This is a genomic window from Aeromonas sanarellii (assembly GCF_000820085.1).
Lineage (GTDB): Bacteria > Pseudomonadota > Gammaproteobacteria > Enterobacterales > Aeromonadaceae > Aeromonas > Aeromonas sanarellii.
Genome location: NZ_CDBN01000045.1, coordinates 1 through 14,638 on the forward strand (window position 1 = coordinate 1; position 14,638 = coordinate 14,638).

15 protein-coding genes are annotated in these 14,638 nt (G+C 64.0%); 7 read left to right on the top strand and 8 right to left on the bottom strand.

The annotated features are described in order from the left end of the window. On the bottom strand, nt 1–730 hold a 730-nt coding region (locus BN1132_RS09260; protein WP_042077003.1), incomplete at its 3' end, for an ABC transporter substrate-binding protein. A gap of 408 nt (nt 731–1,138) precedes the next feature. Between BN1132_RS09260 and BN1132_RS09265 the strand changes: the two genes are divergently transcribed. Next, nucleotides 1,139–1,753, top strand: a complete 615-nt coding sequence (locus BN1132_RS09265; RefSeq protein WP_042077004.1) for an acyl carrier protein phosphodiesterase — start codon at nt 1,139–1,141, stop codon at nt 1,751–1,753. A 187-nt stretch (nt 1,754–1,940) separates the two neighbouring features. Then, the gene (locus tag BN1132_RS09270) at nt 1,941–3,275 is read left to right on the top strand and encodes a metal-dependent hydrolase family protein (protein ID WP_042077006.1); all 1,335 of its coding nucleotides are present in this window, start codon (nt 1,941–1,943) and stop codon (nt 3,273–3,275) included. A 68-nt stretch (nt 3,276–3,343) separates the two neighbouring features. Here BN1132_RS09270 and BN1132_RS09275 read toward each other — a convergent pair whose 3' ends face one another. Both BN1132_RS09275 and arsC read right to left on the bottom strand, forming a co-directional pair. Beyond that, nucleotides 3,344–3,724 (bottom strand): DUF2069 domain-containing protein, encoded by a 381-nt coding sequence (locus BN1132_RS09275; RefSeq protein ID WP_042077007.1) that lies wholly within the window; start codon nt 3,722–3,724, stop codon nt 3,344–3,346. After that, on the bottom strand, nt 3,721–4,071 hold the full coding sequence (gene arsC, locus BN1132_RS09280) for an arsenate reductase (glutaredoxin) (protein ID WP_042077009.1): 351 nt from the start codon (nt 4,069–4,071) through the stop codon (nt 3,721–3,723). Before arsC ends, BN1132_RS09275 begins: the two co-directional genes overlap by 4 nt. 58 nt (nt 4,072–4,129) lie before the next feature. Here arsC and BN1132_RS09285 point away from each other — a divergent pair, with 58 nt between their 5' ends. Continuing rightward, a complete protein-coding gene (locus BN1132_RS09285; protein ID WP_042077010.1) occupies nt 4,130–4,609 on the top strand; it encodes a TlpA family protein disulfide reductase in 480 nt (159 codons plus the stop codon). Nucleotides 4,610–4,686: 77 nt separating this feature from the next. Here the strand turns inward: BN1132_RS09285 and bepA are convergent, their stop codons facing one another. Next, the gene (gene bepA / locus BN1132_RS09290) at nt 4,687–6,141 is read right to left on the bottom strand and encodes a beta-barrel assembly-enhancing protease (protein WP_244462926.1); all 1,455 of its coding nucleotides are present in this window, start codon (nt 6,139–6,141) and stop codon (nt 4,687–4,689) included. Nucleotides 6,142–6,268: 127 nt separating this feature from the next. On the opposite strand from bepA, the gene BN1132_RS09295 reads away from it, so the two are divergent. From BN1132_RS09295 to BN1132_RS09305, 3 genes are all read left to right on the top strand, one after another. After that, a complete protein-coding gene (locus tag BN1132_RS09295; RefSeq protein WP_042077011.1) occupies nt 6,269–6,526 on the top strand; it encodes a sulfurtransferase TusA family protein in 258 nt (85 codons plus the stop codon). A 22-nt stretch (nt 6,527–6,548) separates the two neighbouring features. Continuing rightward, nucleotides 6,549–7,619 (top strand): AI-2E family transporter, encoded by a 1,071-nt coding sequence (locus tag BN1132_RS09300; protein ID WP_042077012.1) that lies wholly within the window; start codon nt 6,549–6,551, stop codon nt 7,617–7,619. A 241-nt stretch (nt 7,620–7,860) separates the two neighbouring features. Further along, entirely contained in the window at nt 7,861–8,670 is an 810-nt protein-coding gene (locus BN1132_RS09305) for a MipA/OmpV family protein (RefSeq protein ID WP_042077013.1), read from the top strand. A 71-nt stretch (nt 8,671–8,741) separates the two neighbouring features. Here BN1132_RS09305 and BN1132_RS09310 read toward each other — a convergent pair whose 3' ends face one another. Beyond that, on the bottom strand, nt 8,742–9,551 hold the full coding sequence (locus tag BN1132_RS09310; RefSeq protein ID WP_042077014.1) for an alpha/beta fold hydrolase: 810 nt from the start codon (nt 9,549–9,551) through the stop codon (nt 8,742–8,744). Nucleotides 9,552–9,730: 179 nt separating this feature from the next. Between BN1132_RS09310 and ppk2 the strand changes: the two genes are divergently transcribed. Continuing rightward, complete coding sequence (gene ppk2 / locus BN1132_RS09315) at nt 9,731–10,570, top strand: polyphosphate kinase 2 (protein ID WP_042077015.1); 840 nt, start codon at nt 9,731–9,733, stop codon at nt 10,568–10,570. A gap of 208 nt (nt 10,571–10,778) precedes the next feature. Here ppk2 and BN1132_RS09320 read toward each other — a convergent pair whose 3' ends face one another. The 3 genes from BN1132_RS09320 to malF all read right to left on the bottom strand — a co-directional run bounded on the left by BN1132_RS09320 (nt 10,779) and on the right by malF (nt 14,637). Next, entirely contained in the window at nt 10,779–11,915 is a 1,137-nt protein-coding gene (locus BN1132_RS09320; RefSeq protein ID WP_042077017.1) for an ABC transporter ATP-binding protein, read from the bottom strand. Between the two features lie 163 nt (nt 11,916–12,078). Further along, the gene (gene malG / locus BN1132_RS09325) at nt 12,079–12,969 is read right to left on the bottom strand and encodes a maltose ABC transporter permease MalG (protein WP_010674251.1); all 891 of its coding nucleotides are present in this window, start codon (nt 12,967–12,969) and stop codon (nt 12,079–12,081) included. A 12-nt stretch (nt 12,970–12,981) separates the two neighbouring features. After that, nucleotides 12,982–14,637, bottom strand: coding sequence for a maltose ABC transporter permease MalF (gene malF, locus BN1132_RS09330; RefSeq protein WP_042077019.1), 1,656 nt, complete (start codon nt 14,635–14,637; stop codon nt 12,982–12,984). Nucleotide 14,638 lies beyond the last annotated feature (1 nt).

The following is a 14,638-nucleotide window of genomic DNA, read 5'->3' on the forward strand; positions in this document are numbered from 1 at the left end:
ACTTGCCGTTGGCGCGCAGGGCCTTGATCGCCTCGTTCAGCTTGGCCCTGAGATCCTGATCCCCCTTGCGCACCGCGATCCCCATGCCGTCGCCAAACCACTGGCGGTCAGTCAGGGCCGGCCCCACATACTCGAACTTGTCGCCCCCCTCCTTGCTGAGCAGCCCCTGATCGATGGCTGAGGCATCGGCCAGCAGGGCCAGCACCCGACCCGCCTTCAGATCGAGATAGGCCTCATCGGCGCTGCCATAGCGCACTATGGTGACGTTGGAGCCAAAGTTGTCGGTCAGGTACTTGTCGTGGGTGGTGGCACGCTGCACCCCGATGCGCTTGCCCGCCATGCCCTCCGGCGTCAGCGTCAGCTCGGTGCCCTTGGCCGCCACGAAGCGGTTCGGGATGCGGGCATATTTCTCGGTGAAGTCGACCTTCTTGCGCCGCTCGTCGGTGATCGACATGGCGGCGATGATACCGTCGTATTTGCGCGACAGCAGCGCCGGGATCATGCCGTCCCAGTCCTGGGCCACCAGCTCGCACTTGACGGCCATCTGCTGGCACAGGGCGTTGGCCAGATCGATATCGAAGCCTTTTATCTCCCCCGACGCGTCGGTCCAGGAGAAGGGAGGATAGGCCCCCTCCACGCCGAAGCGCACCGTCTTCCACTCCTTGGCGGTGACGGGGGTGGCCAGCAGGCAGGCAGCAAACAGGGCTGACAGGGTCAGTGTGGTCTTCATCATGAGTACTCCATTACATAGAAAGCGCACAGGCGCGGTCACGGCATCGCAAGCGCGGGCAAGCGATGGCCAAAAAACGGCAAATTGCAGATGAGCAGGATTACGCCGCCATGGGCATCATTCGATTGGCTGGCGTCAATGAACTGCTCCGGGGCCTCGACTTATTCGTCGAACCACTCGGAGAGATAGAAAGGCTTGAAGTAGAAGGCCAGAAAAAAGCCTCTGGCTTTGCGCATCATGGTGATTTGTCGCGTCCTGTGACAAAGATGACATGCACCTTACCACGCCCCAAATTTGCCCCGCAAGGGGGCGCTGACGGCGCGATGAAAAATCCTGCCCATGGTCAATCCGGCCGGCATCCGTTAGGCTCGGATCACCCACTCCACCCTGGCACGCGAGCCGCAGCCCATGAACTTTCTGGCCCATCTTCATCTGGCGGCCCATACCCAGAGCTCCCTCACCGGCAACCTGCTGGGGGACTTCGTCAAGGGGCCGCTGCCATCTGGCCTCGCCCCCCACTTCGATGAGGGGATCTGGCTTCACCGCAAGATAGATGCCTTCACCGACACCCACCCCGCCCACCGGGCGGCGGTCACCGGCTTCGAGGCCCCCTGGCGCCGTTTCGGCGGCATCCTGGTGGACATGCTCTACGACCACTGGCTCAGCCTGCATTGGCGGCAATTCAGCCCGCAGCCCCTGCCCCGCTTCCTGCACCAGAGCTATGGTCAACTTCTGGCGGACCATCACCGCCTGCCACAGGGACTGCCGCCGGCCCTCAGACGCATGGCCGAGCAGGACTGGATCGCCTCCTACCAGCACAGGGCGGGGCTGGGTCAGGCCCTCGACGGCATAGGTCGCCGCCTGCGGCGCCCCATGCCGCTCGGGGACGCGCTGCTGACCCTGGACCAGGCGCGCTGGGCCGAGGCGGAACACGCCTTCCTGCGCTTCTATCCCGAATTGATGCGCTTTTGCGAGGAGCAGATCGCCGCGCACCGCACCACCGGGGAGCACCAGGTTCCCTAGGTTGCGGCCCGGCCCCCGTGGCTGAAGACGCGGACGGGACGAGGAGTGAAACGGGTGATGGATCAGATTGGGTCTTTTATGACACCCCAAAAGGGAGGAGACTGGCGATACCGCTTCGCCCGGACTCAGACCGAGCGGGCACGGCTGGGCCAGACTCAGCGCCCTCAAGACCCAAGGAGACCTCTTCATGTCATCGCGATTATTCCGTAGCGCCCTGTGCGGCGCCCTCCTGATCGGCGGCGCCGTTCACGCCGCCGAAGCGGCTCGCCCCGCCATCTTGTTCGACAACGTACGCATCTTCGATGGCAAGGGAGGCGCCCTCAGCGCCCCCTCCTCCGTCCTGGTGGAAGGCAACCTGATCACCCAGATCAGCCGGGGCGGCATCAAGGTGGGGGGAGAGGTGCAGCGCATCGATGGCCAGGGCAAGACCCTGATGCCGGGCCTCATCGATGCCCATACCCACCTGATGTTTGCCACCCTGCCGCAGATCGCCGTGCTGACCAACGACGTCACCTTCACCACGGTGGCGGCGACCAGGGCCGCCCATGACATGCTGATGCGCGGCTTCACCAGTGCCCGCGATCTCGGCGGCCCCGTGTTCGGCCTCAAGAAGGGGATCGACATGGGGCTCATCGACGGCCCCCGTATCTGGCCCGCCGGCGCCATGATCTCCCAGTCGGGGGGCCACGGCGACTTCCGTCTGCCCAACGAGCTGCCGGCGCTGGAAGGGCAATACTCCTTCGGCGAACGGGCCAACGCGGCCATGGTCGCCGACAGCCCGGATGCGGTGCGCCAGCGCACCCGCGAGCAGCTGGCCCTCGGCGCCTCCCAGATCAAGGTGATGGCAGGTGGTGGTGTGGCCTCCAACTATGATCCCATCGACGTGACCCAGTACACGGTGCCGGAGATCCGTGCCGCCGTGGAGGCCGCCGACAACTGGGGCACCTATGTGACCGTGCACGCCTATACCCCGAAGGCGGTGCGCCAGGCCATCGAGGCTGGCGTCAAGTGCATCGACCACGGTCAGATGCTCGACGAGGATACCGCCAGGCTGATGGCCGAGAAGGGGGTCTGGTGGAGCCTGCAGCCCTTCACCGACGATCGCAAGTCCCCCTTCCCGGAGGGCTCGGCCAACCGTCTGAAGCAGCTTGAGATGTACAAGGGCACAGACCACGCCTATGCCATGGCCAAGAAGTTCGGCATCAAGACCGCATTCGGTACCGACGCCCTGTTCAGCGCCCAGGCCGCGGCCGATCAGGGCACCATGCTGGCCAAGATGGGCACCTGGTATACCCCGGCCGAGGTGTTGAAGATGGCCACCCATGACAACGCCGAGCTGCTGGCCCTCTCGGGCCCGCGCAATCCCTACCCGGGCAGGCTGGGGGTAGTGGAGACCGGGGCGCTGGCCGATCTGCTGCTGATCGACGGTGACCCGCTCAAGGATCTCGCCCTGGTGGCCGATCCGGCCAACCGCTTCAAAGTGATCATGAAGGACGGCAAGATCTACAAGAATACGCTCTGACCCCTCTGGACAGAAAAGGCCCCATCAGGGGCCTTTTTTTGCTGCCGAACGGCCAGCGGTAGAGCGGCTCAGCGCTCCTCCTTCTTCTTGCGAATGCTGAGACCCAGCTCCCGGCCCCGCAGCCGGGCGTAATAGATGGTGCCCACGAAGGCCAGGGTGGTGAAGATCAGCTCCACCACCGCGAGCCAGCGCTCCCCCTCGTCCGTGGTGATGAGCGTCAGGGCGTGGAGGAAGTAGGGCATCAGCACGAAGTTGCCCCAGGCATGGGTGTAGGGGTTGCCCTGCACTATGCCCTTCAAGGGGAAGAGCAGCGGCACCGTCCAGATCACCGGCAGCAGCCAGGGAGCGAGCCCCGGGTGAGGCGAGAGCCACAGGTGCCAGAGCAGGACCCAGGCCAGCAGGCCGAAGAAGCCGGTTAGGGTCAGCAGGCGGGCGAAGCGGGTGCTCACTTGAGGATCTCCAGCACCTGCTCGGGCGGGCGGCCGATGCGGGCCTGGCCGTTCCTGATGACGATGGGGCGCTCGATGAGCTTGGGATGCTGGTGCATGGCGGCGATCAGGGCATCACCCGCTTGCTCGGCCAGTCCCAGCTCCTTGTAGAGATCTTCCTTGGTGCGCATCAGCTGGCGGGGATCGGTGAAGCCCAGCTGGCTCAGCAGGGTGCGGATCTCATCCTCGCTCGGCGCCTGCTCCAGATAGAGCACCACCTCGGGGGCAACCCCGTGCTGTTCCAGCAGCGCCAGGGTTTCACGGCTCTTGGAGCAGCGCGGATTGTGATAGATTTGGGTCTCGCTCATGGTAACTCCCTGATATTGCAAGATGGGACGACAAGTGGCGCTATTGTAGGGGAAACCGATGGGCAGGGTAAGCGGGAAGGATATGGAAATGAAACGGATCTGTTGGCTGATTGTGGCGGCCTTGCTGGCGGCCTGCTCGCCAGCCCCGCGCTTCACCGATGCCACCGGGCAGGCCGTGAGCCTGTCCGACTTTGCCGGCAAGCCGCTGCTGGTCAACTACTTCGCCCCCTGGTGCGCCCCCTGCCTGCGGGAGATGCCCCTGCTCGCGGCCTTGCACCGGGAGGGGCAAATTGGGGTGATCGCCATCAACTATGATCCCGCCTCCCCCGCCGAGCTGACCGCGCTGGCCCGGCGCCACGGGATAGCCGTGCCCCTGCTGATCCCCGAGGACGAGTCCCGCCTCCCCTTCCCAAGGCCGGGGGCACTGCCCACCAGCTACCTGCTCGATGGCGAGGGGCGCCTGCTGGAGACCCTGGTGGGAGAACTCGATGAGGCCAGGCTGGCCGCCCTCACCACGCGGGTCGCGGCGCTTCCCTGAGCGGCGCGCCGAGCCCGGCAACGAAACGGGGTGCCCCATCTCTGGGGCACCCCGTTTCACGGATGGCGGACGAGCATTTACCCCTTGAGGCTGTCCAGATCCTTCTTGGCCCGCTCCAGCTGGGTGATGCGCGCCTCGATGCGGGCCAGGGTCAACTTGTCGCTGGTGGTGCCGCGGGCCACGATCAGCTCGTCGATGGCCGCCTGGTAGTCCCCGCGCAGGGAGAGGGTCTCCGCCCGCGCCATGTGCAGGTCCGTCATCCTGCCCGCCTTGCGGTAGGCGTCCGACAGCAGGCTCCAGGCCAGGCTGTTCTCGTCGTGCTCCCGGGCATAGGGGTCCAGGATGGCGATGGACTTCTGATAGTTCCCCCCCTCCAGATAGGCGTTGCCGAGGTTGACCACCACCACCTCGTTGTCCGGCATCCGGGTGCGGAAGCGCTCCAGCCTGGCGATGGCCTGGGCACTGCGCCCCTTGGCGAGATCGATGTCGGTCAGGGCGTCCACCACGAAGAGATCCTCCGGATGGCGGGTGGCCAGCTCCTGCATCAGGGCGTCGGCCTCGTCGGTGCGTTTGAGCTGCAGCAGGGCCAGCGCCTTGCCATAGAGGGCGGCGTCTTTGACGGGGTAATCCCCCTTCTGCAGGCGGCTGTCGAAGTAGGTGAGCAGCCCCTGGGGGGTCTCGGTGCCATAGCGCACCTGGATGCGCACCTTGGCCAGCCAGAAGTCGAGGCTGGGGGCGAGGGCGCGGCGGCCATAGCTGCCGGCACGGGCACGGGCCTCGCTGATCCGGGTCTCGGGCAGGGGGTGGGTCAGCAGCATCTCGGGCGGCTTGCTGGCGAAGCGGTACTCCGCCGCCAGTTTCTGAAAGAAGTTCGCCATGCCCATGGGATCGAACCCGGCGTCATACAGCGTCTTCATGCCGATGCGATCCGCCTCGTATTCGTTGTCCCGGGTGTAGTTGATGGCCGACTGCATCGACAGGCCCAAGGTGGTCTGCAGGGCGGCGATGCCGGCGGTGGGGTTGATCACCGCGAGCGCGATGGAGCCCACCAGGCCGGCCAGGGTCATGGCGGAGCTGCTCGCCTGGGCCTCCATATAGCGGGCGATGTGGCGCTGGGTCACGTGGGTGATTTCGTGGGCCAGGACAGAGGCCAGCTCGCTCTCGCTCTCCGCGTAGAGGAAGAGGCCGGTGTGCACCTTGACCCGGCCACCGAGGAAGGCGGCCGCGTTGATGCTGGGATCGTTGACGAGGAAGAAGGTAAAGGGGAAACGCACCCCGTCGGCGTTGGTGAGCAGTCGCTGACCCAGATCGTCGATGTATTCGTTCAGCACGGGATCGTCGATGATGGGCAGGCCCGCCCGGGCGAAGCGCATGAAGGCGTTGCCATAGCGCACCTCCTGCTCGATGGGCAGGGCGGCGACCCCGGCGGTCCCGATGTCGGGCAACTGGTTGCTCCCCTGGGCGTGGAAGGTCGCTCCCATCAGGGAGACCAGCAGGGGAAGCGATGCTATCAGGGGGGAAAAACGTGCCACGTTATCTCTATCTCCAATCAGACCCTACCGGGCATCGGCAGAATACCCTTGCCATTCAAGGCCCACAAGCGTTGTTTCATCCTGCCATCACGGCCATAATGACGGCCACGCACGCGATGGAATTCCCATGGAACAGCTCGACCTGACCCCCTGGCGTTGTCCCGAGCCCCTCATTCGGCTCAAGCTCTGGCTGCGCCAGGCTCGGCCCGGTCAATCCCTGCTCATTCTTCTGGGAGATCCCGGCTCAAGGCAAGACATTCCTGCCTATCTGCGCCGCCAGGGTCACGACGTCCGGCCACTGGAGGAGTCCGCCACCCGCCTCTCCCTGCTGCTCGTGGTCGCCGGGATGCCGCCATCGGCATCGGGCGGCGCCTCCCTGCCATGACCCGTCATTCAAGGAAGCCTCGATGTTAGATGTATTGAAGCGCTGGTATCAGACCCGTTTTTCCGACCCGGATGCCGTCACCCTCTTCCTTCTGCTGGTGTTCTGCTTCGCGGTGCTCTGGCTGTTCGGCGATCTGCTGGCACCGCTCCTGGTGGCGCTGGTGATGGCCTACCTGCTGGAGTGGCCGGTCAGCCGCCTGCAGCGCACCGGGCTCTCCCGCCCCCTGGCCACCAGTCTGGTGCTGCTGCTGTTCATCACGGTGACCACCATGATGCTGCTGGGCCTCATCCCCACGCTGGTGAGCCAGGGCGTCAACCTGGCCAAGGAGGCGCCGTCCATGCTGGCCCATGCCCAGGACTATGTGCGCACCCTGCCGGAAAAATACCCCGAGATCATCGACGTCAGCCTGGTCGAGACCATCATCGACAACATCCGCCAGCGCATCCTGACCGGGGGCGAGCAGTTGGTGAGCGCCTCCCTCAGCTCCCTCATCAACGTGGTGGCCATCCTCATCTACGCCATCCTGGTGCCGCTGATGGTGTTCTTCATGCTCAAGGACAAGCAGGTGCTGATGGGCGGCCTGCGCCGCTTCCTGCCCCGCAACCGCACCCTGGTCAACCGGGTCTGGGTGGAGATGAATGACCAGATCATCAACTACATTCGCGGCAAGGTGATCGAGATCCTCATCGTCGGGGTGGCCACTTACATCCCCTTCGCCCTGATGGGGCTGCGCTACTCGGTGCTGCTGGCGGTGGCGGTCGGCTTCTCCGTGCTCATCCCCTACATAGGGGCGGTGGCGGTGACCGTGCCCGTCGCCATGGTGGCCCTGTTCCAGTGGGGCCTGACCCCCGACTTCGCCTGGCTGATGGTGGCCTATCTGGTCATTCAGGCCCTGGACGGCAACCTGCTGGTGCCCCTGCTCTTCTCCGAGGCGGTCAACCTGCACCCGGTGGCCATCATCGTTGCCGTGCTGGTGTTTGGCGGCCTGTGGGGCTTCTGGGGGGTCTTCTTCGCCATCCCCCTGGCGACCCTGGTGAAAGCCGTGCTCAACGCCTGGCCCAAGCGGGACGATCAGCCCCGTCCCACCCCCTGATGCAGAGAGAGGCGCAAGCCTCTCTTTCTTATCCAGGTCCCTCTCTATTCCCCTTCGCCACCTTGGTTGCCGCCACGCAGGACGACTCTCGGGGTCAATGGACGCCTCCTCGCGCCATCCCAGGACCTGAGCGTCATTTTTTTGCTATCAACTTGAATTCACAATGAAAACAGGCTTCACTGACGGCATCCGGGGGCAGTATTCTCTGCCCCGTTCCAGCCCAGATTCAAAGGATCTCTCCATGCCCCCTGTTCGCGCCCTGCGCCACGCGCCCCTCGGCTGTCTGCTGGCCCTGCTGTTCACCGTCCCCGTCCGGGCCGAGATCGATCTCGGCTCCCTCGACATCTTCGTGCAGGACAGCCCCACCAGCCCTGTGCCCAAGGGGCTGGTGCTGGGCGGCGCCGTCATCGGCGGGGATGCCCGCTACCAGGGGCAGGACGACACCGCCCTCGCGGTGCCGGGCGCCGTCTACTTCGGCGATCGGTTCATGTTCCTCGGGGACAGGGCCCGCTACTACTTCCACAAGGAGGAGAACTTCGCCGCCTACGGCTATGGCCGGGTGCGATTCGGCAACCTGGATCCCGACGATGCCCCCGAGCTCGCGGGCATGGAGGAGCGCGAGTGGGAGCTGGAGGGGGGCGTCGGCGCCAGCCTCATCACCCCCTACGCCCTGCTCAGCACCCGCATCAGCACGGACGTGACCGGGACCAGCAACGGCCAGGAGTGGCTGCTGTGGGCCGACTTTCCCATCATTCGCGACAAGCTGCTCATCATGCCCGGCATGGGGGTGATGATCCGCAGCGACAAGATGGCGAACTACTACTTCGGCGGCGTCTCGGGCAGCGAGGCCAGGGCCCATCGCGCCGAGTGGGACACGGGCACCACCCTCTCCCCCATGGCCGCCATCATCACCAGCTACCGTTTCAGCCCCCACTGGATCGGCATGTTTGCCGCCAACTACGAGCGCTACGACAAAGACATCGCCAACAGCCCCATAGTCCAGCACGATGGCGAGCTCTACGCGGGCTTCGGCATCGGCTATATCTGGTAACCCTGCTCGGCTGGCGAAGCCAACCAACAAGAAGGGAGCCCAAGGCTCCCTTCTTTGTCATTGACGGGCCGTCACCACGTTCCGATCGCGCCCAGAAACTCGGCCAGCGCCCGGTTGACGAACGCCGGGTTCTCCAGGGTCGAGATATGGCCGGCGACCGGGATCTCCCTGAAGGAACAGCCCAGCACCTCGGCCATCAGGTAACCTTCCAGCACAGGTCGGGCCTTGTCCTCGCAGCCTGTCATCACCAGCGCGGGCAGCGCCATCTCCTCCAGCCAGTCGATGCGATCCTCCCGGGTCACGAAGGCGCGCCCCACCGCCACCAGGCTCGCCACCTTGTCAGCCGGCCAGGCGGCGAGCCGCCCCTTGAAGCCGTCCATCAGGGCAGCATCGGGTTGATGGGCAAAGAAGAGCGGCGCCACCTGCTCGACGATGGGGGCGGGTATGCTCCCCAACTGCTCGATGGCGGCCAGCATGGCGAGGTAGCGCTCGCAGGTGATCTGGGGCTCGAGGCCGACGAAGCTGTCCATCAGCACCAGCCCCTTGATGCGCCCGGGCGCCATGCGCGCCAGCTCCACCCCCCACATGCCGCCGATGGAGAGCCCTACCAGCACGAAGTTGTCGACACCGAGGGCGTCGAGCAAGGCCAGATGATCCCGGGCCAGGGTCGCCAGGGTGCAGGGGCCGTCCGGCGTGGCATCGGAATCCCCATGGCCCCAGAGCTCGGGCACGATGCAGCGATACTGCCCCTTGAGGGCCTTCACTTGCGGCGCCCACATGGCGCTGTCCCACAAGTAGCTGTGGCCCAGCAGCAGCACCGGGCCCTGCCCCTCGTCCAGATAGGCCATCCGGCGACCCGCTACCTCCATAAACTGCTTCATGTTTTCTCCTGTTGCCAACTGAGATGATGAGACGGCTGTGCAAATCGCCATCAATGGCGTCATGTTTTTCTATTGCCAGCGGCTGACGGGGCGGCAGTGTATCACGCCTCCCTTGGCAGAGGGGGTCGGCCTGGTGCAAGCTGGAGTGACTCACAAAAGGACTCATCAAGGAGAGGCCGATGGCCAAGGAGAAGAGCAAGAAGCGCCCCCGTCTGGACAAGAAGAGCTACGAGCACCACCTCGCCCACCTGCAGGAGGAGCTGGTCAAGCTGCAGGAGTGGGTCAAGCAGGAGGGGCTGAAAGTCGTGGTGCTGTTCGAGGGGCGGGATGCCGCCGGCAAGGGGGGCGTCATCAAGGCGATCACCGAGCCCCTCAACCCCCGGGTCTGCCGGGTCACCGCCCTGCCCGCGCCATCGGATCGGGAGCGCACCCAGTGGTATTTCCAGCGCTACGTGGCCCACCTGCCCGCCGCCGGCGAGATGGTGCTGTTCGACCGCTCCTGGTACAACCGGGCCGGGGTCGAGCGGGTGATGGGCTTTTGCAGCGACGACGAGTACCGTGAATTCCTGCGCGCCTGCCCCGAATTCGAGCGGATGCTGATCCGAGCCGGCATCACCCTCATCAAGTACTGGTTCTCGGTCAGCGACGAGGAGCAGGAGAAGCGCTTCAAGGAGCGGATCAACACCCCCATCAAGCGCTGGAAGTTCAGCCCCATGGACCTGCAGTCCCGCTCCCGCTGGGTGGAATACTCCCGCGCCAAGGACGACATGTTCACCTACACGGACACGCAAGACAGTCCCTGGTTCGTGGTGGAGGCGGACGACAAGCGCCGTGCCCGCCTCAACTGCATCTCCCACCTGCTCGGCAAGGTGCCCTACGAGGCGATCCACTACGAGCCCATCAAGCTGCCCCCCATCAAGACCGAGGGTTATGAACGCCCCCCTCTCTCCAGCCAGCACTTCGTACCTGACGTCACCGCCGGGTTCGACGCCGGGAAAGAGGCGAGAAAGGAGGCGTGACCAGGTGCCGCCCGACCCGCCGGGCGAGCCCCTGGGCATTTCCCATCAAGACCAGGGGCATCAACGCCCTCCTCTCTCCAGCCCAGGCCAGCCAAACCCGCTGACCCGCCCCCACCAGTCCCGAACGGCAGGCAATAAAAAGCCGGTCTTGCGACCGGCAAAAGGCATTGAACATGAAGAAAGGAAAACCTCGGCATCCTGACCGCGATCAGGTGCGGATATATTTGGCGGTGCGCGGGAACGCCTGTTCCCTGGCATCGAACAGGTAACAGGCCTCGGCCGGAATGCCGACGCTGTACTCCTGGCCGGTGGCCACGTCCACGTCGGAACTCGCCTTGACGGTGAAGTCGTGGCCACCCACGTCCATGTAGACGAAGGACTCCGCTCCCAGGTGCTCGGCCACCTGCACCACGCCGCTCACCCGGCTGTCGGCATGGGCATGGCCCAGCGGCACCAGGTGCTCGGGACGAATGCCCAGCTCCACCTTGTCGCCCACGGCGCCGCGGCGGGCATCCACCCGCACCCGCACGCTGTCACCCGTGGTCAGCTTGACCACGGCTTCCCGCTCGCCGATCTCCACCAGCTCGCCCGCCAGGAAGTTCATCTTGGGGGAGCCGATGAAGCCCGCCACGAACTTGTTGTCCGGGTTGTGGTAGAGCTCAAGGGGGGTGCCGAACTGCTCCAGGTTGGTGGCCGCCTCGCCCTTGAGCGGGCTCAGCACCACGATGCGGTTGGCCAGGGTCATGGCCTCCACCTGATCGTGGGTCACGTAGATGATGGTGGAGTTGAGCTCCTTGTGCAGCTTGGCGATCTCGATGCGCATCTTGACCCGCAGGGCCGCATCCAGGTTGGAGAGCGGTTCGTCAAACAGGAACACCTGGGGCTGCTGCACTATGCTGCGGCCGATGGCGACCCGCTGGCGCTGACCGCCGGAGAGGGCCTTGGGCTTGCGCTCCAAGAGCGGCTCCAACCCCAGGATCTCGGCGGCGCGCATCACCCGCTTGTGGATGCTCTCCTTGTCCATCTTCTTGAGCTTGAGGCCGAAGGCCATGTTCTCGTAGATGTTCATGTGCGGGTAGAGGGCGTAAGACTGGAACACCATGCCCACGTTGCGCTCCACCGGCGGCACGTCGTTCATGTAGCGACCGCCTATAGTCAGCTCGCCGCTGGTGATGTCTTCCAGACCCGCGATCATCCGCAGCAGGGTGGACTTGCCGCAGCCGGACGGGCCGACGAAGACGATGAACTCCCCTTCCTTGATGTCGAGGTTGATGCTGCGCAGGGTGTCCTTGTGGACAGCCGGGTCGTAATTTTTGCGAACGTTGTTGAGTACTACTTCAGCCATGTCGAGCTCCGCTCTTGAATCTTTGCAAATCGTGATGGCGGGGGGAGTCGGCTCCCCCGGCCATTAACCGTTAACCTTTCACACCGCCTGCGGTCAGACCGCCCACCAGCCAGCCCTGAGGTAGACCAGCAGGAACACCTTGGTGCAGGCAGCGTGGCGCCACTTAACCTTTCACACCACCGGCGGTGAGGCCACCGACTAACCAGCGCTGCGCCAGCAGGAACACGACTGTGATGGGGAAGCCTGACAGCACGGCGGCCGCCGCGAAGTCACCCCACAGGTAGTTCTGCGGATAGAGGTACTGCTGGGCACCGACCGCCAGGGTCAGGTTGTTCACATCCTGCAGCAGGATGGAGGCCATGGGCACCTCGGTAATGGAACCGATGAAGGCCAGGATGAACACCACCGCCAGGATGGGCACCGACAGGGGCAGCAGGATCAGCCTGAACGCCTGCCACGGGGTGGCACCATCGATGGCCGCCGCTTCCTCCAGGGAGGAGTCGATGGTCTCGAAGTAGCCCTTGATGGTCCAGACGTGGAGGGCGATGCCCCCCATGTAGGCCAGGATCAGGCCGCCATGGGTGTTGAGCCCGAGCCAGGGAATGTAGTCACCGATCTTGTTGAACAGGGCATAGATGGCCACCAGGGCCAGCACCGCCGGGAACATCTGGAAGATCAGCATGCCCTGCAGGATGGTGGACTTGCCACGAAAACGCAGGCGGGCGAAGGCGTAGGCACAGGTGGTGGAGAGCACCACTATCATCAGGGCGGTAATGCCCGCGACCTTGATGGAGTTCCACAACCAGGTCAGCACCGGGAACGGCGGCGGCGTGATGCTGCCGTCGGCGTTGGTGATGGACATGCCGAGCGCCAGCTTCCAGTGATCCAGGGTCGGATTGGTGGGGATGATCTCCCCCACCGAGAAGTTGCCGTTACGGAACGAGATGGCGATGACCATGATCAGCGGGAAGATGATCAGTGCCAGGAAGCCCCACATCACCAGGTGGGTTGCCCACACCCGGTATTTCACTGATTTGGGTTGTACGATTGCCATGTTGAAGCCTCCTTACAGTTGCTTGTCGGCTTTGGACAATTTCAGGTTGAGCAAGGCCAGCGCACCCACGATGAGGAAGATGGCGGTGGCGATGGCACTGGCCAGACCGTAGTCCTGACCACCCGAGCCCTGGAACGCGATCCGGTAGGTGTAGCTCACCAGCAAGTCGGTGGTCCCGGCCGGCGTGGTGGCCCCGATGATGTCCGGCGCCCCGTTCGTCAACAACTGGATAAGCACGAAGTTGTTGAAGTTGAAGGCAAAGGATGCGATCAGCAGGGGGGTCAGCGGCTTCATCAAGAGCGGTACCGTGATCTTGAAGAAGTTCTGTACCGGACCTGCACCGTCCATGGCGGACGCCTCATAGAGATCTTCCGGGATGGCCTTGAGCAGGCCCATGCAGAGGATCATCATGTAGGGGTAGCCGAGCCAGGTGTTGACGATGAGGATCATCACCTTGGCCAGGAAGGGGTTGGTGTACCAGTCAGGCTTGATGCCGAACGCCGCTTCCAAGAACAGGTTGATCTCGCCGAAGTTCTGGTTGAACAAGCCCTTGAACACCAGGATGGAGATGAACGCCGGTATCGCATAGGGCAGGATCAGCATGACCCGGTAGAAGCCACGGCCCTTGAGCTGCTCCCACTGCACCAGACACGCCAGCACCATGCCGATGGCCAGGGTGAAGGCGACCGAGCAGGCGGAGAAGATCACGGTCCAGACGAAGATCTGCATGAAGGGACCCTGGATGCCCGGATCCGTCATGATGCGCATGAAGTTCTTCCACCCCACGCTCACCACGAAACCCGGGGCTATGCCCTTGCCGACGAAGTGACCTTCCGCGTCTATGTACTGGTAGAAGCCGGTGTCGCCGTTGGGCAGCATCAGCTCGCCGCTCTGGTTGTCACGCAGCAGGTTGCTGTCCTTGATCATGACGCCGGACTTGAGCACGACGCCGTCCACCAGCTGGGTATAGAGCTGCTTCTGGGCGGCAAACTTGCGCAGGCTGCTCAGGGTCAGGTGGATGTTGCCATCGGGCAGCACCAGATCCAGGGCACTCAGGTGAGTGCGATGATCGACGATGGCCCGGATGGGCGCCACCTGGTCGATGGCCTCCCCGTTGAGGGGCTGCAACTGAACAACCTGTGGCTCGTCATGAACCCGGCCCTCGCGGACAGCCAGTTCACGTGCCTTGTTGTTCGACAGAGTAAGGGGTTGACTGATAAAGGATTGGTCGTCCTGTTGCAGCAGCAGCTGAAACTGATTGTTCTCACCACCCAAGAGGGTGAAATCGAATTCACCGCCCGCCACCTTATAGGTCTTTTTCAGATGGTAATCCCGAGCCTGTTCGAGGGAGAGCAGGTTGGATCCCGAATAGTTGGTGAAGGCGATGCCGATCGTGTAGGCAAGAGGGAAGATGATAAAAACAACCATGCCTGCCACACCGGGGAAAATATAGCGGTGGGCATAGGTCTTCTTGTTCATGAAGACATAGAGACCGACGGAAACGACCACCAGATCGAGCAGGGCAAAGACCCACTCGCCACTGGCATACATCATCACGGCCGCATAACCATTAAGCACTGCGATCAGTGCCGCCATGGTCCACTTCAGCCAGACGTACTTGTCTTTCTTCGGACCGGCATAGGATTCGATAGAAGGTACTACTTCCATG